The 23212-nt window shown below is 67.8% G+C and carries 19 protein-coding genes and 1 pseudogene; 10 read left to right on the forward strand and 10 right to left on the reverse strand.

Features of this window, described 5'->3' with window-relative positions:
* Both BLR33_RS33210 and BLR33_RS33215 read right to left on the reverse strand, forming a co-directional pair.
* Entirely contained in the window at positions 1-1089 is a 1089-nt protein-coding gene (locus BLR33_RS33210) for an IS630 family transposase (protein ID WP_093788578.1), read from the reverse strand.
* Positions 1090-1306: 217 nt separating this feature from the next.
* On the reverse strand, positions 1307-5194 hold the full coding sequence (locus tag BLR33_RS33215) for a glycoside hydrolase family 3 C-terminal domain-containing protein (RefSeq protein ID WP_218136756.1): 3888 nt from the start codon (positions 5192-5194) through the stop codon (positions 1307-1309).
* A 773-nt stretch (positions 5195-5967) separates the two neighbouring features.
* Here BLR33_RS33215 and BLR33_RS33220 point away from each other — a divergent pair.
* Positions 5968-6804 (forward strand): PrsW family intramembrane metalloprotease, encoded by an 837-nt coding sequence (locus BLR33_RS33220; protein WP_093788582.1) that lies wholly within the window; start codon positions 5968-5970, stop codon positions 6802-6804.
* Positions 6805-6820: 16 nt separating this feature from the next.
* On the opposite strand, the gene BLR33_RS33225 is transcribed toward BLR33_RS33220, so the two are convergent.
* Positions 6821-7405, reverse strand: coding sequence for a hypothetical protein (locus tag BLR33_RS33225; protein WP_245771839.1), 585 nt, complete (start codon positions 7403-7405; stop codon positions 6821-6823).
* 54 nt (positions 7406-7459) lie between these two features.
* Positions 7460-7852, reverse strand: a complete 393-nt coding sequence (locus BLR33_RS35505; RefSeq protein ID WP_176930741.1) for an SsgA family sporulation/cell division regulator — start codon at positions 7850-7852, stop codon at positions 7460-7462.
* A 425-nt stretch (positions 7853-8277) separates the two neighbouring features.
* On the opposite strand from BLR33_RS35505, the gene BLR33_RS37050 reads away from it, so the two are divergent.
* The 5 genes from BLR33_RS37050 (at position 8278) to BLR33_RS33255 (ending at position 13114) form a co-directional block, all read left to right on the forward strand.
* Positions 8278-10587: a helix-turn-helix transcriptional regulator gene (locus tag BLR33_RS37050; protein ID WP_176930744.1), complete on the forward strand. Its 2310-nt coding sequence runs from the start codon at positions 8278-8280 to the stop codon at positions 10585-10587.
* A gap of 233 nt (positions 10588-10820) precedes the next feature.
* Positions 10821-11018 carry an Lsr2 family protein gene (locus BLR33_RS35715; protein ID WP_218136758.1) on the forward strand — a complete coding sequence of 66 codons (198 nt, stop codon included), beginning with the start codon at positions 10821-10823 and terminating at the stop codon, positions 11016-11018.
* A complete protein-coding gene (locus BLR33_RS37300) occupies positions 11000-11473 on the forward strand; it encodes an Lsr2 family DNA-binding protein (RefSeq protein WP_093788590.1) in 474 nt (157 codons plus the stop codon). The genes BLR33_RS35715 and BLR33_RS37300 overlap by 19 nt, the downstream gene beginning before the upstream one ends.
* A gap of 166 nt (positions 11474-11639) precedes the next feature.
* Positions 11640-12689: a PAS domain-containing sensor histidine kinase gene (locus tag BLR33_RS33250; RefSeq protein WP_218136757.1), complete on the forward strand. Its 1050-nt coding sequence runs from the start codon at positions 11640-11642 to the stop codon at positions 12687-12689.
* Positions 12690-12751: 62 nt separating this feature from the next.
* Entirely contained in the window at positions 12752-13114 is a 363-nt protein-coding gene (locus BLR33_RS33255) for a response regulator (RefSeq protein WP_093788667.1), read from the forward strand.
* A gap of 30 nt (positions 13115-13144) precedes the next feature.
* On the opposite strand, the gene BLR33_RS33260 is transcribed toward BLR33_RS33255, so the two are convergent.
* Positions 13145-13804 (reverse strand): response regulator transcription factor, encoded by a 660-nt coding sequence (locus tag BLR33_RS33260; protein WP_093788594.1) that lies wholly within the window; start codon positions 13802-13804, stop codon positions 13145-13147.
* Positions 13805-13928: 124 nt separating this feature from the next.
* On the opposite strand from BLR33_RS33260, the pseudogene BLR33_RS37245 reads away from it, so the two are divergent.
* A pseudogene (locus BLR33_RS37245) lies at positions 13929-14144 on the forward strand (PAS domain-containing protein); the annotation flags it as partial.
* Between the two features lie 264 nt (positions 14145-14408).
* Here BLR33_RS37245 and BLR33_RS36590 read toward each other — a convergent pair.
* Positions 14409-14750 (reverse strand): hypothetical protein, encoded by a 342-nt coding sequence (locus BLR33_RS36590; protein ID WP_245771840.1) that lies wholly within the window; start codon positions 14748-14750, stop codon positions 14409-14411.
* A gap of 342 nt (positions 14751-15092) precedes the next feature.
* Here BLR33_RS36590 and BLR33_RS33270 point away from each other — a divergent pair, with 342 nt between their 5' ends.
* On the forward strand, positions 15093-17441 hold the full coding sequence (locus BLR33_RS33270) for an FdhF/YdeP family oxidoreductase (protein WP_093788598.1): 2349 nt from the start codon (positions 15093-15095) through the stop codon (positions 17439-17441).
* Between the two features lie 141 nt (positions 17442-17582).
* Here BLR33_RS33270 and BLR33_RS33275 read toward each other — a convergent pair whose 3' ends face one another.
* Together BLR33_RS33275 and BLR33_RS33280 are read right to left on the reverse strand one after the other, a co-directional pair.
* Entirely contained in the window at positions 17583-18866 is a 1284-nt protein-coding gene (locus BLR33_RS33275) for an amidohydrolase (protein ID WP_407639757.1), read from the reverse strand.
* 84 nt (positions 18867-18950) lie between these two features.
* Positions 18951-19808 carry an alpha/beta fold hydrolase gene (locus BLR33_RS33280; RefSeq protein ID WP_093788602.1) on the reverse strand — a complete coding sequence of 286 codons (858 nt, stop codon included), beginning with the start codon at positions 19806-19808 and terminating at the stop codon, positions 18951-18953.
* A 90-nt stretch (positions 19809-19898) separates the two neighbouring features.
* Between BLR33_RS33280 and BLR33_RS33285 the strand changes: the two genes are divergently transcribed.
* Both BLR33_RS33285 and BLR33_RS33290 read left to right on the forward strand, forming a co-directional pair.
* A complete protein-coding gene (locus BLR33_RS33285) occupies positions 19899-20288 on the forward strand; it encodes a VOC family protein (RefSeq protein WP_093788604.1) in 390 nt (129 codons plus the stop codon).
* A gap of 149 nt (positions 20289-20437) precedes the next feature.
* Positions 20438-21649 (forward strand): IS701 family transposase, encoded by a 1212-nt coding sequence (locus tag BLR33_RS33290; RefSeq protein WP_093788606.1) that lies wholly within the window; start codon positions 20438-20440, stop codon positions 21647-21649.
* A gap of 10 nt (positions 21650-21659) precedes the next feature.
* Here the strand turns inward: BLR33_RS33290 and BLR33_RS33295 are convergent, their stop codons facing one another.
* Positions 21660-22427 carry an IS5 family transposase gene (locus BLR33_RS33295; protein ID WP_093788610.1) on the reverse strand — a complete coding sequence of 256 codons (768 nt, stop codon included), beginning with the start codon at positions 22425-22427 and terminating at the stop codon, positions 21660-21662.
* Between the two features lie 382 nt (positions 22428-22809).
* Positions 22810-23211, reverse strand: coding sequence for a cupin domain-containing protein (locus BLR33_RS33300; RefSeq protein WP_407639756.1), 402 nt, complete (start codon positions 23209-23211; stop codon positions 22810-22812).
* Between the last annotated feature and the right edge of the window lies 1 nt (position 23212).

Genomic DNA, 23212 nt, shown 5'->3' on the forward strand with positions numbered 1-23212 from the left:
CTAGTGTCCTGAGTCGTTAATTCGTGTGCAGTATGCGGCGAGGGTGTCGAGGATGTCGTCGGCGGTCTTCGTCCAGACGAACGGCCTTGGGTTCGTGTTCCACTCGTTGATCCAGCCGCGGATGTCCCGTTCGAGTTCGGTGACGCTGCGGTGGGCCGAGCGGCGGAGTTTGCGGCAGGTCAGCTCGGCGAACCAGCGTTCGACGAGGTTGAGCCAGGACGCTGAGGTGGGGGTGAAGTGCAGGTGGAAGCGGGGGTGGCGGAGCAGCCACTTCTTGACCGGCTCGGTCTTGTGGGTGGCGTAGTTGTCCAGGACCAGGTGGAGTTCGAGGTGCTGGGGAACGGCGGCGTCGATGACCTTCAGGAAGCGGAGGAACTCCTGGTGGCGGTGGCGGCGGTAGTGCTGGGCGATGACCGAGCCGGAGGCTATGTCCAGGGCGGCGAACAGGCTGGTCGTGCCGTGCCGGACGTAGTCGTGCGTCATCTTCGCCGGCACGGTGGGCGCCATCGGCAGCACGGGCTGGGTCCGGTCCAGGGCCTGTATCTGTGACTTCTCGTCCACCGCCAGGACCAAGGCGTTCTCGGGCGGGGCGAGGTAGATGCCGACCACGTCGCGGACCTTGGTCACGAACTGCGGGTCGGTCGAGAGCTTCCAGGTCTCCACGATGTGCGGTTTGAGGCCGAACGCCCGCCAGATCCGAGAGACAGCCGACTGCGACATCCCCGCCGCGCCGGCCATCGAACGCGTCGACCAGTGCGAATCACCCGCTGGCGGCGACTGGCCCAAAGTCCTGGCGACCAGGGCCTCGACCTGCTCGTCCGTGATCTTCCGCGGCGCCCCCGCACGCGGCCGGTCCACCAGACCCTCCACCCGGTCCGCGACGAACCGGGACCGCCACTTGCGCACCGTCTCCCTCGAGACACCCAGGTCATCCGCGACCTGCGCGTTCGACAGACCCTCCGCACACGCCAACACGATCCTCGACCGCAGCACCAGCGCCTGAGACGCCGACTGCTTCCGCAACCAGCCCCGCAACACCCTGCGTTCGTGATCGGACAACTCCAACAGCAACGGCTTCGGACCAGGCACCGACCCACCCTACAACCGCAAGCGAACTAATGACTCGGGACACTAGCGGGTGGGACCGGACACCGCCTACCTCCTGGGCGTCAGCACACGCCGCGTCGAGAGACCCGCACGATTGGCCGGCTCCCTCGGGCACGCAGCGGCGTCCGTCGTGCGGGCTCGCACAGCGGACGCCGTCCTTGCGTTCGGTCAGGGTGCCCCGCTCCGCGGGGCCGTGCAGCTATTGCACGACGGACCATATGAAGGTGGCCGTGCCAGAGACTCCCCTCGTGTCGGTGGCTGTGACCGTGACGGTGTAGGTGCCGAGTGTGTCACTGGTGCCGGAGAGGGTGCCGTTCGACGCAATCGTGATGCCCGGCGGCAGTCCGGCGGCGGTGAAAGTGAGAGTCTGCGCGGCGTCGGAGTCGACGGCCTGCACGGCGAAGGAGACGGCTTTGCCTTTCGGGCTGCTGTAGCCGAAGGGGTTGACGACGCCGACGGTCTCCGCGCCTGCCACACCCGAGTTCGGTGTCACATTCGCGCTGACCGCTGTGTTCGCCAGCGAGACTCCAGCCGCCGACGCTCCGGCGGCAACCTGGCCGGTCAGTTGGTGGGCCAGGCTGGTCGAGCCGGTCAGTGGCAGGCTGTTGGAGGAGTCCCCCACCTTGATGGAGTACGTGCCCGCCGGGGCTTCCCACTGGTTGTCGGTGGTCGACCAGGAAGCCAGGTCGTGGATGGTCAACGGGAAGGTGACGGTGGTGCTCTCCCCCGGGTCGAGGCTCACCCGCTGGAAGCCCCTCAACTGCTCCGGCGGGTCCTGGCCAGCCGCCGGGTCCCCGACGTACAACTGGGCCACGTCCGCGCCGGCAACCGTTCCGGTGTTGGTCACCGTCGCCGTTGCCGTGGCCTTTCCGTCCGCGTCGAAGGCGCTGACATTGAGGTTGGAGAAGGAGAACCGCGTGTAGGACAGTCCGAAACCGAACGGGAACGCGGGGGTGATGTCCTGTGACTGGTACCAGCGGTAGCCGATGTTCACGCCTTCGCTGAAGCTCACTCCGGAGGCGTTGCCGGGCCACTGGGCGGTGGTGCTCGCCGGTACCTGGCTCAGGCTGCTGGGAAAGCTCACCGGCAGCTTGCCCGATGGGTTGGCCTTGCCGAAGATCAGTGCGGCGATCGCCGCTCCGCTTTCCTGGCCGCCGTACCAGTTCTCGAACACGCCGGCGACGTTGTTCAGCCACGGCATCACCACGGGCGAGCCGCTGTTGATCACCACGACGGTGTTCGGGTTCGCCGCGGCCACGTTGGAGATCAGCGTCTCGTCGGTGCTGGACAGGTTGAGTGTGGTCAGGTCGGTCTCTTCGCCCTCGGGAGCGTTGACGAAGACCACTGCGTCGGTGGCGGCCCTCGCCGAGGCGACGGCCTGGGGGATGTTCGCGGTCCCGTTGTCGTTGCCCGCAGTGTAAGTGACGTGCACGTTCGGGCCGGCGGCGTTCTGGATGCCGGTGATCGGCCAGATCGTGTTGGAGCTGGTGACTGTGCCGCTGCCACCACCGGCCAGCTCGACCCCTGCGCCGCCGTCGGTGCCGATCACCGCGATCGATTCGTTGCCGTTCGGATTGAGCGGCAGCACGCCGTTGTCCTTCAGAAGGACCGTGCCCTCCTCGCTCAGTTGCAACGCTGTCTGCTGGTGCGCGGCGGAGGTAACGGTGGCGGACAGCGAGCCGGTCTGGGGGTTGTCGAACATGCCGAAAGCGAACATTTGGGTGAGGATCCTGGCAACGTTGGCGTTGAGCGTCTCCTGGTTCAAAGTGCCGGCAGACAGTGCCGAGGACAGCGCGTCGGCGTCGGAGAACGGCATGGCCACGTCCATGCCCGCGACTGTGGACGGGACGCTTGAGTAGTCAGCTCCCCAGTCAGAGGTGATGAAACCGCCGTAGTTGGCCTGCGCGTCGAGTCCCTTCAGCTGGATGTCGGCGTTCTGGCACGAGGCGGCGCCGTTGACCACGGCGTAGGAGCACATCATCGAGGCCGGGGCGGACGTCGCGACAGCGGACTGGAAGGGCGCCAGGTACAGTTCCTGGAGCGCTTTCTCACTGACCGACTCGTTGTTGCTGCCGTTCGGGTACTGCTCCTGGTCGTAGGCCGCGGTGTGCTTGACCATGGCCATCACCCCCTGGCTCTGCAGGCCCTGCACCTCGGCTGAGGTGATCCGCCCGGCCAGGTACGGGTCCTCGCCGTAGGTCTCGTAGGTTCGGCCCCAGCGCGGGTCGCGCACAAGATTGGCAGTCGGGCCGAGCGAGACATTCACGCCCTTGCCAGCGAACTCGTTCCCGATTGCCGCCCCTTCCTGCTGGATGAGCGCCGGGTCCCAGGTCGCAGCCGCGTTCTCGCCATCCGGGAACGCCGTGACACCGCCTGTTCCGTCACCGACCCCGTTGGGGCCATCCTGCAGGTTGGTCGAGGGGATGCACACATTGGGCACGGGCGGGATGTGGCCGATGTAGGGCGGTGCGCCGTCGCCGGCGACCACGCTGAGCTCCTCCGACTGGTCCATGGTGTCGAGAACCTGCTGCACACGCTGGGCGACCGGGGCGGTGGAGCCCACCCACGGGCAGTTTCCGTTGCCGCCGTTGCCATTGCCGCCGGTGACCGGAGCGGTGGTGGTCAGTCCGTGGACAGCGAACTCGAAGACGGAGTAACCGAACTGGGTCGCCCGCGCGGTGCCGTAGATTCGGACATAGCGCGCGGTCGCCGTGACCTGCAGCGACTGGTTCCCCCCGGTGCCGGTCGTGGTGGAGTAGACGGTCTTGCTCCAGTCCGCGTTGTCGTTGGACACCTGGATCTGGAACGCCGAAGCATAGGCGTCCTCCCACAGGATGTCGATGCCGCAGATCTGCTGCGGGGAGCCGAGATCGACCTCCAGCCACTGCGGGTCGCTGGCCGCGCTGGACCAGCGGGTGCCGGGGTCGCCGTCGGTGGCGTCGGCCGCCGGGTAGATGGCGGCCTGCGTCGAAGAGGCTGTCGTCGGCTGGTCCAGCGCGAGGTTCTGTGTGCCGCAGTATTCGGTCGGGCCACTGCCGCCATTACCGCCACCGTCACCGGTGCCCTGAGTGAGGGCCAAGTAGTGGAAGTTGAAGCCGGCGGAATCCTCATCGACGGTTAGCGTCTGCCGGCCGGCCGGCAGGGTGACACTGGCCGTGACCGTGGTCCAGGTCTGATAGCCGCCCGTGGCCGCAACGGCCACCGGCCCGGTCAGGTTCGTCCCCGAGGAACTTGCGATGTGCAGCGCGTCGGTGAGCGGGGCGGGAGAGGCAAGTCGCAACGAGACGGTGTAGATCCCCGCGGTTGCCACCTGGACGGTGTACTTGAACCACTGGCCCGGCGCGCTCCAGCCCACGTCGTAGGCGGCGCCAGCCGCGGTGGTGTCCTGGGTGTCGGCGGTGTTCTCCAGGTCCACACCATCGGTGCGGTACCCGTTGGCGGTCCCGTTGGCACCCGTGACGTTGTACCCCACCCCCTGGCCACCGGTGTCGTAATTGGCCGCCTGCACCGTACCGGGCACCGCAGCCGGCGTCCCGTTGAACGGCTGACTGCCACTGCCCCCGCCGCCGGGGCCCTGGGTGAAGGAGAAATAGTGGAAGTTGAAGCCATTGGAGTCCTGGTCGACGGTCAGCGTCTGCTGGCCGGCCGGCAGGGTGATGCTGGCCGTGACCGTGGTCCAGGTCTGGTAGCCACCGGTGTTCGCGACAGCGACCGGGCCGGTCAGATCGGCGCCGGAAGAGTTTGCTATGTGCAGCGCGTCGGTGATCCCGTACGGCGAGGCAAGGCGGAAAGCAACACTGTATGTCCCCGCAGTAGCGACGTTGACCGTGTACTTGAACCATTGCCCCGGTGCCGTCCACCCGATGTCGTAGGCGGCGCCAGCCGCTGTGGTGTCCTGGGTGTCAGCGGTGTTCTCCAGGTCCACACCATCGGTGCGGTACCCGTTGGCGGTCCCGTTGGCACCCGTGACGTTGTACCCCACCCCCTGGCCACCGGTGTCGTAATTGGCCGCCTGCACCGTACCGGGCACCGCAGCCGGCGTCCCGCCGAAAGCAGCATTGCTCGCGGCGAAGGCGGAACTGCGCACGCCTGCAAGCGAAAGGGAGAACAGGGCCCCGACTAACAGCAGAGCACGGAACGTCGGCCGGCGCCGGGACCGACGCCGTCTTCCACGCACGGGCGCCGGTGGCCGCAGGAGCGGGAAACGCTTCATTGCAGTCCCTTCGATTACCGATCTTGGCCTTGCACCGATCGACCCGGCCCGTCGGTGGGCCGTACCGGCCCGCGATCGGGCCGCGCCGACAAAGGACCCCGCTCGTCTCAGGTCCCCCGAGCCGGGCGCGGCGGTAACAAGCGGGTGCAGGGGTGGCTGAGGATGCGCGTCGACCACGCGGTCGCGGGTGATGGCTTGATGGACGGCCCCTGCCGCCTGGAAAGCGGCCCAGCACCCCGTCGGACCTTTCCCCAAGGCGTCGTCAAAACTGTGCGACGCAAAGCAAGAGAGCGCTCTCGGAGGAGAGGTTAGAGGGCACGCGCTCAGTCGTGTCAAGGGGCTGCCGTAGATCCACAGGTGCCAGGGCCGGCACCTCCTGGCCCGCCGCGATGACACCGATTCCTCGACGCCGCCGACCCGTGATCGTCTTCCCGTTCGTCACCAGCGCTGTTCCCTCATCGCGGATCCTGAGCCCTCGCGCCCTCGGCCGGCCATCGGCACCACCGCGGCAACGCGGACTTGCGGGCCGTTGCCACAAAAAGCGCGGGACCGTCCCGGCCCCCGCCACTGGTCACATGAATGTGTGATGTCCGCTGTCGCCCACGTGGGGCATCTTGATCTCTTCAACGGTGTCCAGGAGGCTTTCCATGTCCGTGCCCGTCACTCAAGACCCGGCTCGTGCCGAACAGAGCCGACTGCTCGACTTCGGTCGCCGTTGGGGATGGGCGGCCATCCTCCTCGTGGGCCTCCTGCTGTTCTGGCTCATCCACTGGGCCCTTCTGGCAACCCGCAACCCGAATCTGGTACCCGCACTCATCTTCTTCGGGGCAGCCGTGATCCCCGCCGGCTTCGTCTCATTCGTGTCGAGCCGACGGCTGGGGTACGGAGTGGGGATGGGCACCGTGGCAGCCACGGCACTGGCCGGGGGAGCAATCGGCGTCACCTGTGCCGGCGTGCTGGAGTACCGGACGCTGTTGCTGCTCGGCATTCTCCCGACGATGGCTGTCGGCCTGATCGAGGAGGCCGCAAAGCTCATCGTCCCGTTGTTCGTGATGCTGATCATCCGCGTCCGGCGGCCCAGCGACGGGCTACTGATCGGCGTTGCCTCCGGTGCCGGTTTCGCTGTTTTCGAGACCATGGGCTATGCGTTCGTCGAACTCATCGACTCGAATGGCGACCTGACTGCCGTCGACCATCTCCTGGTGCTGAGGGGGCTGCTGAGTCCCGCGGCACACATGGCGTGGACCGGCCTCACAGCAACCGCCCTGTGGTCCGCCGCCGCGCAGCACTACCGCAAGCGGGAGGTCAACCGCCTTGCCCTGACGTATGTGGTCGCCGTGGCGCTGCACACGGCCTGGGACAGCTTCAACAGCGACACGGCTTATGCAGTACTTGCAGCCCTCAGCTTGTTCTTCCTCGTCCTCACGACCCACCGGCTGGCCTCACCAGCCGTCGCCGTGCGCACTGCTGCGATCCTGGATTGACCTACGGCCGCTGCTGTCAGCTCCCGCTGACTTCTTCCGCTCCCGGCTTCCTCTCACAGCTCGCGTAGAACACGGAGTGACCCTGCTTGAGTCGCTCCGCCACGCCTCGGGCCACCAAGCTCTCCACTGTGGTGCGCACCACAGTCGTCTTGATCACCCGATCCGGGTGGGACTCGCTCAGTGCAGCGGTGATTTCCGCCGCCGAGCACGGTTCCGGCTGCTGCGAAAGAAACGAGCGGATTAGGGCCACGAGGGTCGGCGTCTGGGGCTTCTGCCTGGTGGCGCCTGACACAGCGGCGGGCACATTGCGGCCTGCTGGAGATGTGGACGCGGGACTCTGCTGCAGCGGGATACCGCTCTCCAGTGCCTGTTGCATTGTGACAAGGATGTCGTGGTCGTACTCCAGGGCTTGGAGCCGAACACGAAGTTCCTCGATCCGCCCCCTGACCTCTTCCTGCTCCCGCGCATTCCGCTCAAGATCGCTTGACAGTTGAGAACTGTACTGCGTCAGCACTTCGGTGGTGATCGCCTGCATCTCCGGCACGCCGCGGACCTCCTTGCTCGGCTCGTGGGCGAAATGCCCGCAGGCGAAGTGTGTCACACACCACCTGCTGGGACCCAAGTCGGCCAAGCCTTATGTCGAGGGGCACAAAGGTCACTGACTGAATTGTTGTAGTTCGCCCCAATCGACATGCTGCATTTCATGACCTCGGGGGACCAGGCCGTAGCAGCGGGCGAGCCACTTTCCCACCGCTGTCAACGGCAGCTTGAAGTGTGCCGCGCAGTGACCTTTCCGCACCTGGACGAGGAGTGAACCCTCTTCGTCACCCGGCCAGATCACGACATCGCCTTGTCCTGTTCGGGCAGTGAGCCCGTCGGCGAGCAGATCACGAGCGAACAGCCACCGCACCGGCCAGCGCCCCTCCACATCGAACACAATGGCCACAGCCAGGGGATCGGCGGTGGAGTACGACAGTTCGCACACCAGTGGCGCGGACAGTCCTCCCGCGAATATGCGGAGCCCCTGGACCGTCACGTTGCATTCCATCCCGTTCAGCCTCCAGTCACCGGGTCGAACCCGTCTCCGCCGCGTACCAGGGCCGCAAGGTCGGCAAGGGGCGGAGTCGCTGACCAGCGGACTTCCAGTGTGATGACCTGCCGACCTGATCGGCTGTAGTGCGGCCTCGACACCCTGTACGGGGGGATTCCGGCTCGGGGCCTGGGGTTTACCCCACACCCGGACCACCTGCTCGCGCAACCTGCGGCCGCCACAGGCCGCGATCTTCGCGGCGAAGCTGCGACGGGGAACGCCCGTGGGGTTTTCCCGAGTCATGCCATAGGGAAGGCCCGGAAACCTCATCGGGCGGTCTCGACAGCCAGGCGGCATGTCAGCCGCCCATCATGTCCATAACACGGATGCGGGTTGGCCCGCGGTCCTGCCTGCCGCGTCCCGGCCCCGACGATGGAGACGCCTTGGACCAGTTGATTGACAACGCGTCGATGTCCAGCCGCGCACAGGTGCCTTCCGTCCCCATCCGCGGACGTGAGGCCGAGCAAAAACTCCTCACCCAGTGGGTCCGCCGACATGTCCATCGCAACAGAGGGGGGGTGCTGTGGATGGAGGGACCGGCGGGCGTCGGGACGTCACGCATGCTCACCTGCGCTGCTGAGGAGGCGCTCCTCTCCGGGGCTCGGGTTCTCTCGGCATCAGAGGAGTCAGGGAGGACTGCGACCGGGCTGTCGCCGTTGCTGGCGGCCCTTGCAGACGACAGCGGGGACCTCCGCCATGCGTTGTGCCTCGACCCGCCGCGGCGGCACGTGGCCTGCCGGCTGCTCGACAGAATCGAGAGCCGGCTGCGTGCACTGGTCCTGGAACGGCCAGTGGTCCTGCTGCTCGACGATGTTCATGAGTACGACAAAACAACGCTGCTGGCAGTCTGTGCCCTCATGGCGCGACTCGCCGATCCTCCGCTGTTGTGGCTGCTTGCCTCACAGTCCCACCCGGATGTCCCAGAAGTCGAAGCGCTCCGCCGCCATCTGCTCACCAGGCGGGCCTCCCACCTTGAACTGCCTCCCCTCGCTCCTGACGCGACTCGGCAGATGATCCGCGACCTCCTTGGCGTGCGGGCCGCAGCGGCGGCTCCCTACTGTGCGTATCTCGACGGGCTGCCCGCAACTGTCCAGCACCTGTGCGCCCTTGTGAACAGTGGCGCTGCCGGTCCTTCCCAGGAGCGAGCCGAATTTCGTGCCATCATGGCGCTACTGGTGGCCCGCCGGTTGGACCGCCTCTCCGAACCCGCACGGGAACTCGTGACGATCGCTTCGGCACTGGGCGGGACGCCCAGCCTCCGGCATCTGTCACTGATCCTCGGACGGCCTGAATGGACCCTGCTGAGGCCTTTGCGCGAGGCTCTGTCCGCGCGACTGCTGCAGGCGGAAGCCGACGACCTCTCTTTCGTGCACGAGCCTGTGCGCGATGCCGTGGAGGCCACCCTCCCCCGCCCCCTGCGCGCTTCCATACGAAGGCGCCAAGCCGAGATCCGCGCCGGGGCCGCCGTATCGGCGCTGACGCCTGCCCACGGCAGGACAGATGCTGCCGGGCCCCGCCCCCCGCAGGCGCCACGGGAGGTGCGGGCGGCCGCGCGAGAGCCGGACCACGTAGCCTCAAGTCACACGGCGCGGCAGCCCGGCACCCAAGCCTCGGAACGTGCCACCGGAGACATTTTGAGCGCGGACCGCCTGACGGGGGCGGACACCGACGAGATGGAACCCTTCGGCCGGCGAGCCCTGCCCCCTGCGTGGGGCCTCACTCGCGCCCGGCTCCTCTTGGATGCCGGCCAATTGGACGCAGCGGAAGGGGAGCTGGCAGCGGCGGGTGCGGCCACGGACCTGAACTCTCCCGGAGAACCGTCCCTCATGTACGTTCGCGCGCACCTGGCCTGCCACCGGGGGGACACAGCAGCAATCGACGCGTGTCGCGCACGAGCGCGTGCGACCTTGTCCGGTGGAGACCCGTGCCACCGTTGGGCTGCTGCCTGGATCGAGCTCATCATCGCGGCCCACCGAGGCCGGAAGGTGCCCAAATCGCTGATGGAGTCCGCCGCCGAGCACTTTCGGCAGCCGCGCGCCTCCGCGACCGCCGTCGCCCCTGAGGACACCGTTCTGTTCGTACGCACGGCGGTGCGTTCGGGCCTGCGCGAACTCGCCGCAGCCGCGGTGGAGTTCAGCGAGTCGCGCGCGCTGCGTCATCCCCACTGCACGCTGTTCGGGGCAACAGCCGAGCATGCACGTGGACTGCTGGAGAGCACTCAGGAGAATCTGTGCCGCGCCGCAGACCAATACGGGCACACGCGCCTGCTTCTTCGGGCACACGCGTGGGAGGACATCGGAACGCTGGTGGCTGCCGCCAACCCCGGCGAGGCAGAAACGCATTACGAAAGGGCTCTGGAGGTGTACGACTCCTGCGGCGCGTTCGCGGACCGACGACGCGTCGCAAGACGGCTGCGCAACGCACGCCTCACGGCCAGGGCGGCGGCCTCGCCCGCGCAGGCGCCTGCTGCATCCGGTAGGTGGCGCGGACTGACTCCTGCGGAACTGGCCGTCGTGCGTCTCGTCGCCCAAGGCGCCACCAACCGCGAGGCCGCCGCACGCCTCTTCCTCTCCCCGCACACGGTCAACTCGCATCTGCGCCACGCTTTCGAGAAGCTGGGGGTCAGATCGCGTGTCCACATGGTCCGCCTCTACCTGCGTGAGCTGGACCGGCTGTCGGAACCGGTCCTTTGAACCGACAGCGCCGTGTGGTCATCACATCAATGGCTTTGGTGCTCCGGTGCTGAGCGCGCGAGTACGGTCGACGCGCCGGTGCTGCGGTCCGCCCGCCGGTCCACGACCGCAAGACCCAGCGCTACCAGCACCGCGACGATTCCGGCGCCGACCGACATGGCGACCGCGGCAGACGTGCTTGGTGCGCCCCTCCACCAGTGAGTACATGTTCCGGGTCCGATCAGGGTGTGCAGATGGCCAAGCTCAGGACAGTCACATACGTCGACGACGTGACGGGGGAGGAAACCCCCACGGCCTGGCTCTGCGTCCTGGAAGTCGACGGCGCCGTTGTCGAACTGCCCTTGGGGGACGCCAGCCGGGACCGGCTCCTGGCGGCGCTTGAACCGTTCCTCCACGCACAGGGTCCCGTCCATTGCCCCTGTTCGACGTAGGTCTGGCGCCCGCGCTTCGTGGAGCTGCGAGGTTTCGGGCCTGGGCCAGGTCGCACAACATCCCCGTACCCGCCCGGGGCCGCATACCGGCACCGGTGCGGACCGCCTACGCGATGGCCCGGCAGTCGGAATCGCCCGAATCCCCGCTCGCAGACGGCAGGAAGGTCAGGGTGAAGATCAAGAGCCGCCGGGTGGGCGGGGCCGTTCGGTGGCCCACCCCGTGCCCGTCTCGTCACCGCCGCCGACCGCTGACCCAACCTGTGGGCGGGACTCGGGAGATCCGTCCCCATGAAGCCGGCGGCCAAGTGACCCATCGAGCACGCCATCGCTACGGGTCCTGCCCTTGCGTCCGCTGCGCCACCGGCTGCGCACTGCTCCCGGCCGGAGGACTCATGGCGGTTGCTCTCTCCGCTGTGCCCCAGGGGGCGTTGCTCCGCTCTTGTGCCGTCCCATGAACACGCGCCTTGGCGGAGACGCGAACGACTCCCGGGTCAGGTGTCTCACACTATGGGTGCACACATGACACCATGGACATGGGCCCACATAGCATGTGACTCGGCAGGTGGTCTTTTTCGTCTCGTCGGTGTTCGCTCCATGGCGGGTGATCAGAGGAGTAGCAAAGTGTTCTCGATCGGCGAGGTCCTGCCGGTGATCCTTGACAGCGTGCCGCAAGTCATCTGGGTCGTCGATCACGAGGGAGGCATCCTGTACACGAACCCCGCGGGGGTGGCCGTCCTGGGGTACGACGACGCCGAAGAGCTCGTCGGTCTCTCGAGCCACGAAACCCTGCACCCCTACCGTCCGGACGGAACCCCGTTTCCTGCCTCGCAGTGCCCGATGCTCCGTCCGGCCAGTTCGGGGGTGCCTGCCCACGGCGACGACGAGTGGTTCAAACGACGGGACGGATCGTTCTTCCCCGCCTCCTGGTGGTCCGCCCCGGTGGAACTCCCGGGCGGCCGCGGCGTCGTCTACTCGTTCTTCGACGCCACCGAGAGCCGTGAACTCGAGCGGGCCAGGCTGGAGCGGGACGCGGCCCGGATCCGGGCTGGTGAGTCCCGGGCTGCGCAGCGGCGCATCATGCAGAGCATCGCGTCGGTGCGCCGGCAGACGGCACGCGATCTGCACGACGGCGCACAGCAGAGGCTGGTCAGCCTGCTGATAGGCCTGCGCCTCACCCGCGATACGTTGTCGGACTCCGCTGACACGGCAGGTCTCCTCGACGGCGCCATCGCCGACGCGCAGGCAGCAATCGATGAGCTGCGTGAGCTTGCTTATGGGGTCTACCCCTCGATCCTGACGGTCAAGGGCCTGATGGCAGCGGTGCAGTCACTTGCCGATCGCTGCCCGGTGCCGACGACCGTAACAGGAGACGCGAACGTGCACCTGCTGCCTGCGGAAGTACAGTCGAACGCCTACTTCGTCATTGCCGAAGCTGTGACCAATACCGTGAAGCATGCCAAGGCTTCACATATCCGGATCTCGATCAGCTTTCAGGACTCGCTGTGCATCGAAGTGGCTGATGACGGCGTAGGAGGGGTGTCCCAGAAGGCCGTCACCGGTGGTCTCGCAGGTCTTACCGACCGTGTCAGCGCCTTTGAAGGAGTGCTGGTCATCGACTCGCCCGCCGGCCGCGGCACACTTGTCCGGGCGGAGATCCCTGTGCCTCGGTGAGGACGAAAACGTGGGGCTATCCCTATGGTCTATGGCTCCCGCTGGCGGGCATCCTTGTTGATATGTCCGTCAGCATCGTGGTCGTCGATGACGACTCAGGGTTCCGCCGCATCGCCAGGACTCTGCTGACGGCGCGCGGTATGCGCGTCGTCGCCGAGTCGGAGGACGGCACCTCGGCCCTTGCTGCCGTTCGCGAGCACCGTCCCGATGGGCTCCTCCTGGATCTGCACCTGCCCGACCACGATGGGGTGGCCGTAGCGCGCATGCTGCGGAACCAGGACCCGCCGCCACGTATCGTGCTGACGTCCACGGAGCAGTCATTCTGGTCCACGGATGAGTTGCGGCAGGCAGGCATCGAGGCTTTCGTCGCCAAGGACCGGCTCTTCGATGCCGATTTGCAGGCGCTCTTCGGCAAGATGCCCTAGCGCCGCTCCGTTCCGTCCCCCGGTAACGTCCTATCGCTGCAGGTAGCGCAGCACAGCGAGGACGCGGCGGTGCTGGCCCGAGCCGGTCTGTTTGAGGTCGAGCTTCATGAAGATGCCGGTGACGTGGCGTTCCACCGCGGGTACGGTCACCACGAGCCGCCGTGCGATACCCGCGTTGGAGTGCCCTTCTGCCATCAGGGCCAGGACTTCCCGCTCTTTCGGGGTCAGCGCTCCCAACGGGTCGTCCTTGCGCTTGCGCCCGACGAGAAGGGAAATCACGTCCGGGTCGAGAGCGGAGCCGCCGGCCACCACCCGTTCCACGGCTTCGGTGAGGATCCGGGGGCTGGCCACTTTCTCCTTGAGAAGGTAACCAATACCGCTCGGGTCGTCTCCCACCAGGTCCAGAGCGTACGAGGCGTCCAGGAACTGGGAGAGCACGATGACTGGCGTTCCCGGCCGCCGGGCACGGATCTCCTGTGCCGCCCACAGCCCGTCCGCGGCGAGCTTCGGCGGCATCCGGATATCGGTGATCACGACGTCCGGCTTGTGATCCTCAGCGGAACGCACCAGGTCGACAGCGTTGTCCATGGCTGCGACCACATTGATCCCGGCCTTCCGCAGGATGCTCGCGATGCCCTCTCGCGCAATGGGCTGATCCTCTCCCAGCACCGCTCGCATGGGTTCGCTCATGGCAGCATACTAATGTGCCACTCATGTCGTGACGACCTACGGGGGCATGTGATGTCAATCCCCCTGCCCACACGTAACCGGCACCGTCGACGATGCCTCACCGCAGCCGCGGACCACACGTCAAATGACGGATGTACCGCACAGGACTGCGCTGCAAGGCTCATGGCGAGTAGTGCGCTGCCCCTTGGCGGGAAGGAGTACCACGGTGCCGTCTGTGTCCGAGGACGTGCAAGGCATCCTTGACGCCATCGGACAACCGGCATGGGTCGTGGACACCGCGCACCGTGTTCGCGGGGCGAACGCGGCTGTTGCAGCGCTCCTGGGCTACGCCTGCCGATCGGATCTGCTCGGCACCGACGGCCGACCGGCGGCACTCCACGATGTCGCACCGGCGGGTTCCGCACCCCCGGCCGAAGCAATCCCCGCCTCCGGCAGCGGGCAGGGACGGCTCAGCCACAAGAGCGGCCACCACCTCCAGGTGGGTTGGTCCCGGCTGCCCCTCGGCCCACCGGGAAGCGGGATGACCGTATATGTGTTCCGCCCCGGCAACTGGCAGCCAGCAGACCGGGATATGCCGTGGGCCGAGGACCCGGGCGTTCTCGGTTCACGGGTACTCGCTGATCGCCATCGCGCCGCCGCCGGCCGACTGCAGCACGGAGCCCAGGAGCGCTTGGTCTCGCTCATCCTTTCCCTTCGCCTTGTCCGTCACCTCGAACCTGATCGCCCACTGCCCCCGGCGGCGGCAGCGGAGTTGCTGGACGGGGCCCTCCATGACGCCGAGGAGGCGCTGGCGCACGTCCGGGACGTCACGGCCTCCCTGTACCCAGGCGTACTCCGGCTCCGCGGGCTGCCCGCGGCTCTCGACGATCTCGCGACCGGATGGCCCGCTCTCGTCACTGTGTCCGCGGACGTAGAGCATCGGCTGCCGGAGACAGTGGAGTTCCATGCCTACTCCATGGTGGCCGGCGCTCTCAGCAGAGCGGTCCACCGGGCTCGGGCCCGTAGAGTCCACATCGTCGCCACTGCGCACCACGATCTCACACTGACCGTCACGGACGATGGCGCGTCCGATCGCGACGAACAGGACACACTCACCTTTGCGGCCATCGCCGACCGGGCGCGATCCCTTCAGGGTGACTTCAGCCTGCGTCATCAGCCAGGGGCAGGAACAGTCGTCCGGCTGGTGCTGCCCATCGCGCATTCCGCGCCTGCCGACGTGAACGCAGGCGGATACCTAAGTAACATGAGTTGATCGTGGTAAGTCCGACCAATGAAGAAGGCGCGTGCCATGACGCCAAGCACTCCTGACCCCGATCGGCCGCGTCCGGAGGGAGCGGTCGGCCGCTCGCAGAGCGGTGGGGACGGCCCGGCCGACAGCAAGCGGCCCTCGCACCACCCCTACCACCATCCGGCCGCGGGCTGGGGGGCGGCCAGGAGCGTGGGCCGGGTCCTCATCAAGGAGCGGGCCCTGCTGGACGGGACGCGGGCCATGCTCAGCATGAACCAGGAGAACGGCGGCTTCGACTGCCCGGGGTGCGCCTGGCCCGACGACACCAAGGGCCTCAAGCTCGACATCTGCGAGAACGGCATCAAGCACGTCACCTGGGAGATGACCCCCAAGCGCGCCGGCGCCGACTTCTTCGCCCGCCACACCGTCGCGGAACTCTCGCAGTGGTCGGACTTCGCCCTGGAGGACCAGGGCCGCCTCACCGAGCCGCTCGTCTACGACGAGGCCACCGACCGCTACGTGCCGATCACCTGGCAGGACGCCTTCGCGCTGGTCGGACGCGAACTGCGCGCCCTGGAAAGCCCCGACCAGGCCGCCTTCTACACCTCCGGGCGGCTGGGCAACGAGGCCACGTTCCTGTACCAGCTGATGGCCCGCGAGTTCGGCACCAACAACCTTCCCGACTGCTCCAACATGTGCCACGAGGCCTCCGGCCGCGCCCTGCAGGCCTCCCTCGGCACCGGCAAGGGCACCGCCGACCTCAAGGACTGGGAGAGCGCCGACGCGCTGTTCATCATGGGCGTGAACGCGGCCTCAAACGCCCCCCGCATGCTCACCGCCCTCGCCGACGCCTACCGCCGCGGCGCGCAGATCGTCCACGTCAATCCCCTGGTCGAAGCGGCGGCGACCAGCACGATCGTCCCGCACGAGTTCACCGACATGGCCCGCTTCAAGGCCACCCGCACCAGCACCCTCGATCTGCAGGTGCGCTCCGGCGGCGACATGGCGCTCATGCGGGGCATCGCCAAGGCGGTACTGGAGGAGAGCCGCACCGACCCCAAGGCGCTGGACCGGGAGTTCATCGAGCGCCACACCCACGGCTTCGAGGAGTACCGCGCCCTGTGCGAGGCCACCACGTGGGAGGAACTGGAGCAGCAGTCCGGCCTCACCCGGGCGGACATCCTCAAGGCCGCCGACGTCTACTCGCGTGCGGACCGTACGCTGATCAGCTGGTGCCTGGGCGTCACCCAGCACGAGCACGGCGTCGACACCGTCCGCGAGATCGTCAACGTCCTGCTCCTGCGGGGCAACATCGGACGCGAGGGCGCCGGCCCCTCCCCCGTGCGCGGCCACAGCAACGTCCAGGGCAACCGCACCTGCGGCATCGACCACCGGCCCGGCACGGAGTTCCTGGAGCGCCTGGCCACCGCGTGCCGCATCGACCCGCCGTTCGCCCACGGCATGGACACCGTCGACACCATCAAGGCCATGAACGAGGACCGGGTCAAGGTGTTCGTCGGCATGGGCGGCAACTTCGTCCTGGCCGCGCCGGACACCGCGTACACCTCCCAGGGCCTGCGCCGCTGCGAGCTGACCGTGCACGTGAGCACCAAGCTCAACCGCAGCCACCTCGTGCACGGGAAGAAAGCGCTGATCCTGCCCTGCCTCGGACGCACCGAGAAGGACCACCAGCGACAAGGGCTCCAGGCCGTCTCCGTCGAGGACTCCATGAGCATGGTGCACCTCTCGGTCGGCAGGAGGAAGCCGGCGTCCCCGCAACTGCTGTCCGAGCCGGCGATCATCGCCGGCATGGCCCGCGCCACCCTCCCGGACAGCCGTACCCCCTGGGAGTCCTACGTCGAGGACTACGACCGCATCCGCGACACCATGGCCCAAGTGCTCGACGGCTTCGAGGACTTCAACCGCCGCGTGCGGCTCCCCCGCGGCTTCCGCATCAAGCAGCCCGCCCGCGAACTGGTCTTCCTCACCCCCTCCGGCCGCGCCGAGTTCTCCGCCGCTCCCCTGCCGGCGGCCGCCGTGCCGCAGGACGTGCTCATCCTGCAGACCATGCGCAGTCACGACCAGTGGAACACCACCATCTACTCCGACAACGACCGCTACCGGGGAATCCGCAACCTGCGCACCCTGATCCTCATGAACGGCGACGACATGCGCGCCCGCGGCATCGAGCCGGACAGCCTCGTGGACATCACCGCGACCGCCCGGGACGGCAGCGAGCGGTACCTCAAGCGCTACCGCGCCATCGCCTACGACCTGCCGCAGGGGTGTGCCGCCGGCTACATGCCCGAGATGAACGTCCTGGTCGCGGCAAGCGACTACAGCACCCAGAGCAACCAGCCCCTGATGAAGAACATCAAGGTCAGGGTCGCGCCGAGTTCCGGGGAGTGACGCGGCCGGAGGGTGGCGGGCGCCTGCGCCACCGCCACCCTCCGGCACCGTCCGGGGTGTTACACCGCGACGGGCGACCGGATCGGTCACGTCGCCGCTTCCTGTGTCCTCCTGCTCCTTCCTCTTCTTGGCTCGTCGGCGTCAGGAGGAGCGCGTGACCGGCGCCAGCCATGCCAGCGCGGCGGTGACGAGCGCGCGGACGCCTGTGTCGAGCGTCGGCTGGAGCACGGGAGCGAAGCGGGGGCTGTGGTTGACCGGGATGTCCTGGGCAACGGTTCCGGCCCGCTCGGCCGCCGCGTAGGCATCGGGGTCCGTCCCGCCGATCACCCAGAAGGTGGAGGGAGCGCCGAGCGCGCGCGGGATGTCGCTGAAGTCGTCGCTGGGGGTGAGGGAGTCGGCGGTCCCGGCCGCGTCGCCGAAGTGCCAGCCGAACGCGGCCGCGACCCGTTCGGTCACCTCGGAGTCGTTGACTGTCAGGGGGAAAGATGACAGACGCTCGATCTCCGGCTCGCGGGGCGCGCGCGAAGCCTGGCACTCGGCCCGCACCATCCGCCCGATCGCCTCGATGACACGGGTGCGTACATCCTCGTCGAAGGTCCACACGTTGATCAGCAACTCGGCGGCATCGGGGATGATGTTCGCTCCCTCACCGGCACGGATGCTGCCCACGGTGACCACGGCCCGGTCCGCAGCAGCGATTTCGCGTGCGACGATCGTCTGCAGCCGCAGGACGACCATGGCGGCCAGCACCACGGGGTCGACCGCCGCCTCGGGCTGTGAACCGTGAGCGCCGCGGCCGTGCAGCACCACCCGCAGGGTGTCCGCGGCCGCAAGGAAGAGTCCAGGTCGGATGCCCACGTAGCTGGCCGGAGCATGGAAGACGTGCTGGGCCAGCGCGACATCGGGCCTTGGTATCAGTTCGGCAAGCCCATCGGCGACCATGGCCCGTGCCCCGGCGCCGTTCTCCTCGGAGGGCTGGAACAACACGACAAGGGTGCCCTGCCAGACATCCGGCGTCTGCGCCAGCAGCCGAGCCGCTCCCAGCAGACACGCCATGTGGACGTCGTGACCACAGGCGTGCATCGCGGCCTGCGTGCCACCCTCGGAGCCGGTAACCCGTGACGCGTACGCCAGGCCGGTCTGCTCCCGGATCGGCAGCGCGTCGAGTTCCGCACGCAACAACACCACGTGGCCGTCGCCATTGGCAAGCACACCGACCACCCCCGTCCCACCGATTCCGCCGGTGACCGAGAAGCCCCACCCTCGCAGGTGCTCGGCGAGCAGCGACGACGTCCGCCGCTCCCCGAAGCCGAGTTCGGGATGGGAATGCAGGTCCCGGTACCAATCCTCCACGTCGCTGCGGATTCCCGAGAGGCCGGCAAGCACATCGGGGACGGTCGACGCTGCTTCGTCGGACACGGGGATACGCTCTCCTCTGCTCGCCGCCGCGCGGCGCCACCGTCTACAGGCGGCCGGGCGGCCGGGTTATCGGTTGGGCAGGCGGCCGGGCTACGGCAGATCGCGGACGAACGAGTCCAGCAGATCCGCGAGAGATTCGGGACGGTCGACCTGGATCGCGTGGCCGGCGCCAGGGACGACTTGGACCGCACCACGCCACAGGACCGGAACGGTCAGCGCGTCCAGGTAGGCGCGATTGACGAACTGCTCCTCTTCCCCATGCAGAACGGCCAAGGGGCGATCGAGGCTCGCGACGAGGGCTACCTCGTCCGCGAAGCGCCCCTCTGCGATGCTGCGGGCGATGCCGGCGCGGACAGCAGGGTCGGTGGCGAGAATGTCCTCGACCAGGGGATCCAGGGAAACCGCGGACCCCGGGGCCAAGAGGCCGGCGGCGTAGGTACGGGCTTCCTCGCGGGTGATCGTCTCCTGGAAACCGATACCGAGCGGCGAGTCTGCCAGGTACGCCTCCGCAAACGACGAGCCATCCCGCACGGGAGGGGTCCCGAACACGGCAAAGCCGACCGCCGCGTCACCGAGTGCGTCGGCGGCCTCCAGTATCGCGTGACCCCCCAGACTCAATCCGACCAGCACCACGTCCCGCAGGCCCTCCTCCCGGACGAATCCGGCCACTGCCGCGGCGAAGCCCGGCACCGAGTACGCGTCCGGCCCTGCCGCAGGCGGAGGAGTGTCGCCGTGGCCGGGCAGATCAAGGGCCAGGCACCGGTATCGCGCACCGAACGGACCGTCGATCAGTGCCTGCCAGACGCGCGACGACGAGGAGTTGCCGTGCACCAGCACCACCGGCCGGCCCTCACCTTCGCCGCGACGGACCGGACCCAGCGCCCTGCGCGAATTCAGTATGTGACTAATACTCCAGCTGTAGATCGCGATCTTGCTGTCTTGTGCCATCGCGCCTTGAGCGGATGCCGCAGACCTTGCATCATCGAAGTTTGATGTCCGCTGGTCACGGCCGCTGCTGAGTCCTGAGAGGATCGGGACATGGCGGACTCATCTATGCAGATCAATGCCCTCATCGTCGATGCCGCAGACCCCGAGCGGCTCGCTGCCTTCTGGTCCGAACTGCTCGGCAGGCCGGTCATGGGCCGTACGGGCCCATACGTCTGGCTTCGGCGGGAGAACGAGCTGGGTCTGGGCTTTCAGCGGACTGCCGAACCCAAGTCGGTTAAGAACCGGATGCACTTCGACGTGACCTCTCCCGATCCCGCCGCCGAGCAGCAACGGATCGAGACGCTCGGCGGGCGCAGGCTGGAGCAGTACGCCGACGGCGGGTTCCTGGTGATGGCGGACCCCGAGGGCAATGAGTTCTGCATCATCCCTGAGGGCCCCTTCGAGCTCGACGACGAGGGGCGCGCGAACTACCTCGGCTGATGGTCAAACTTCGATGGCGCAGGACGAGGCCCGGTCGGTGAACGGGCACGGCCGCCGTTGATCATCGGTGTGTGAAGACAGAAGATCAGACGGCGGCCGCGGGCCACACCATAGATCCCGGCCGCTGGCAGGATACGTTCGAGGTTCTGATGGGCCGCCTCGCGGGACGGTTCGTCCGGGTGGAACCACGGCGCCGGGCACGGGCATTCGTGCTCGGGTTGCTGTCCGACCTGCCACGCAAGAACTGCTGGACGCTCGCCGAGCACGTCGGAGACGCGAACCCGTACGGCTTGCAGCACCTGCTGTCGAGGGCCAAGTGGGACGCCGACGCGGTACGCGACGACATCCGCGGCTTCGTCGTCGGGCAACTGCACGACACCACGGCGGTGCTGGTCGTCGACGAGACCGGTGACCTCAAGAAGGGCGCCGCCACGGTCGGTGTGCAGCGCCAGTACACTGGAACCGCAGGACGCATCGAGAACAGCCAGGTCGCCGTCTATCTCGCCTACTCCACCCGGCGCGGACACGCGGCGATCGACCGGGAATTGTATGTCCCCCGTTCCTGGACCGAGGACCCGGCCCGCTGCCAGGCCGCCGGGATACCCGACACTGTCAGCTTTGCCACGAAGCCCGCACTCGCCGCTCGCATGATCGGCCGCGCCCTGGACGCTGGCGTTCCCGCATCCTGGGTAGCCGGCGACGAAGTCTACGGGGGCAACCCGCACCTGCGGACCGCACTCGAGCAACGGCAAGTCGGTTACGTACTCGCCGTTGCACGTGACCACCAGATCGCCACCCGCGCAGGCAAGTTCCGCGCCGACACCCTGGTCAAGAGGCTGCCGAGGCGGGCCTGGCAGAAACTCTCCGCCGGAGCAGGGACCAAGGGCCATCGCTATTACGACTGGGCCCTGGTCGACATCGCCGACGACCGGCCCGGCCACCACCAGCTGCTCGTGCGCCGCAACAGGCGCACCGGTGAACTGGCCTTCTATCGCTGCTATTCGGCCACCCAGGTATCGCTGTCCACTCTGGTGCAGGTCGCCGGACGCAGATGGACCGTTGAGGAGACCTTCCAGTCCGGCAAGGGCCTGGCCGGACTGGACGAACACCAGGTCAGACGCTGGACATCCTGGCACCGCTGGGTCACTCTCGCGATGCTCGCCCATGCCTTCCTCGCCGTCGTCCGCGCCGACGAACACGCGCGCCGCCCCGGACCGGACGAGCTGATACCGCTCACCTGCAACGAGATCCAGCGCCTGTTCAACGCACTTGTCGTCCGGCCCATGCACGACGTGGCGCACCGGCTCCGCTGGTCCGCCTGGCGACGCCGCCACCAGGCCCGAGCCCAGACCAGCCACTGAGCCTTTTCCATCATGGGTTTGAGCTGGCCAGGTGCAGGGTGAGGACGGCTTGGACGATGCTGGTGATCCGGGTGGTGGAGCAGCGGAGTTTGCGCAAGAGTCGCCAGTTCTTGAGGGTCGCCATGGCCTGCTCGACGAGGGCGCGGATCTTCGCGTGGGACCGGTTCACCGCCTGCTGACCGGCAGAGAGGGTCTCCCATCGTCCCCAGTACGGGATGCGGACGGTTCCGCCGGCGCCGCGGTAGCCCTTGTCGGCCCAGCAGGGGATGTCGGCCTGGGTGAGGGCGTCGATGATGCCGTGTTCGCGGGCTGCCCGGATGTCGTGGACGGCGCCGGGCAGGGCCGGTGAGGCCCACAGCAGTCGGCCGGACGGATCGGTGAGGACCTGCACGTTCATGCCGTGTTTCTTGTGCTTCCCGGAGTAGAAGGGCCGGTCCGTGGCGACGCGGTCGATGGGCAGGAGCGTGCCGTCCAGGAGGACGAACGCCTTCGTCGAGGCGGCGCGGACGGCATCGGCCAGGGTGGGTCCCAGGGCGGCCAGGAGGTCCACGGCCTCGGTGACGTAGCGGTATGCCGTCGTGGTCCCGACTTCGAACCCGGCCGCGAGCTGGGCATACGGATGGCCGTTGCGGAGATGGACGAGAGTGAGCAGAGCCTGGCGGCCCGCGCTCAGACGCCGCCAGCGGGTACCGAGCTCCCGACGGCGCTGACGAAGCTTGGCGGACAGGAAGCGCAGGGCAGAACTGGACACATCGACACCCGACGGGTAGACAAGCACACGAAGCCTCTGGTGGAGACGGATTTCTTGGTCGAAAACCCATCTACCAGGGGCTTCGCCACGTTGTCACCCCAACTGCACACCGACACGGGCAGGTTGGAAAACGCTCACTACCAGCAACAAGCCGCTCAGGCATGAAGATCGCAATCTACAGCTGGAGTACTAAACTCCATTCGGATACAGCGCACAGGTACTGCTGCAAACGTTGGCGGCGATTTCCCACTCTGCGCGGCCGCGTCAAGCTGTGCGGCCGCAATGGCGCGATGGGTCTGCCGGCGCTCGGGAACCCGTCGGTCGCGCCCGGTCCGGCGCCGTCCGCGAACGGAGCTCGCTCGAGCGGCAGTGGCGAGGGCCGGGGCCCGGCTCGTCGTCCGTGAGCGGACTACTGGAAGTCGCAGCCCGGGTTGGGGGCGTCCTCCGACAGCGGCGCGCCGTGCGGCAGGACGTACAGCACGTCCAGGACGACCGGCACTGTGCCGAGGTTGCGGCCGATGTGGACGTGGTTGTCCCCGGACGGCTCGGTCAGCGTACTGCTGGCCCGGTACACGCCGTCCGACTGGCACGCAGAGTCGAAGTGGCTCAGCGTGCCCTTGGCGACGAACCCGTAAAGGGTGCCGTCGTGGAAGTGCCAGCCTGTGCTCTGCCCCGGCGGAATCGTGATCTCCCGCAGAATGTAATCCACACCGCCGACAGTCGTCTGGCTGAGGATCGTGCCGCTCACTCCCGGTCCGGCCGGTGTCGCCGCCGCGGTGCCGACACCGATCATGGCTGCAGCAGCCGTCATG

The organism is Actinacidiphila guanduensis, from assembly GCF_900103985.1.
GTDB lineage: Bacteria > Actinomycetota > Actinomycetes > Streptomycetales > Streptomycetaceae > Actinacidiphila > Actinacidiphila guanduensis.

Bases quoted from the DNA above. Each gene is read 5' to 3' on its own strand.
- BLR33_RS36590 (WP_245771840.1), bottom strand. From the start codon at position 14,750: ATGGAACTCCACTGTCTCCGGCAGCCGATGCTCTACGTCCGCGGACAC.
- BLR33_RS33290 (WP_093788606.1), top strand. From the start codon at position 20,438: ATGGGCCGCCTCGCGGGACGGTTCGTCCGGGTGGAACCACGGCGCCGG.
- BLR33_RS33220 (WP_093788582.1), top strand. From the start codon at position 5,968: ATGTCCGTGCCCGTCACTCAAGACCCGGCTCGTGCCGAACAGAGCCGA.
- BLR33_RS33270 (WP_093788598.1), top strand. From the start codon at position 15,093: ATGACGCCAAGCACTCCTGACCCCGATCGGCCGCGTCCGGAGGGAGCG.
- BLR33_RS33285 (WP_093788604.1), top strand. From the start codon at position 19,899: ATGGCGGACTCATCTATGCAGATCAATGCCCTCATCGTCGATGCCGCA.
- BLR33_RS33260 (WP_093788594.1), bottom strand. From the start codon at position 13,804: ATGAGCGAACCCATGCGAGCGGTGCTGGGAGAGGATCAGCCCATTGCG.
- BLR33_RS35505 (WP_176930741.1), bottom strand. From the start codon at position 7,852: ATGGAATGCAACGTGACGGTCCAGGGGCTCCGCATATTCGCGGGAGGA.
- BLR33_RS33300 (WP_407639756.1), bottom strand. From the start codon at position 23,211: ATGACGGCTGCTGCAGCCATGATCGGTGTCGGCACCGCGGCGGCGACA.
- BLR33_RS33255 (WP_093788667.1), top strand. From the start codon at position 12,752: ATGTCCGTCAGCATCGTGGTCGTCGATGACGACTCAGGGTTCCGCCGC.
- BLR33_RS35715 (WP_218136758.1), top strand. From the start codon at position 10,821: ATGGCCAAGCTCAGGACAGTCACATACGTCGACGACGTGACGGGGGAG.
- BLR33_RS33280 (WP_093788602.1), bottom strand. From the start codon at position 19,808: ATGGCACAAGACAGCAAGATCGCGATCTACAGCTGGAGTATTAGTCAC.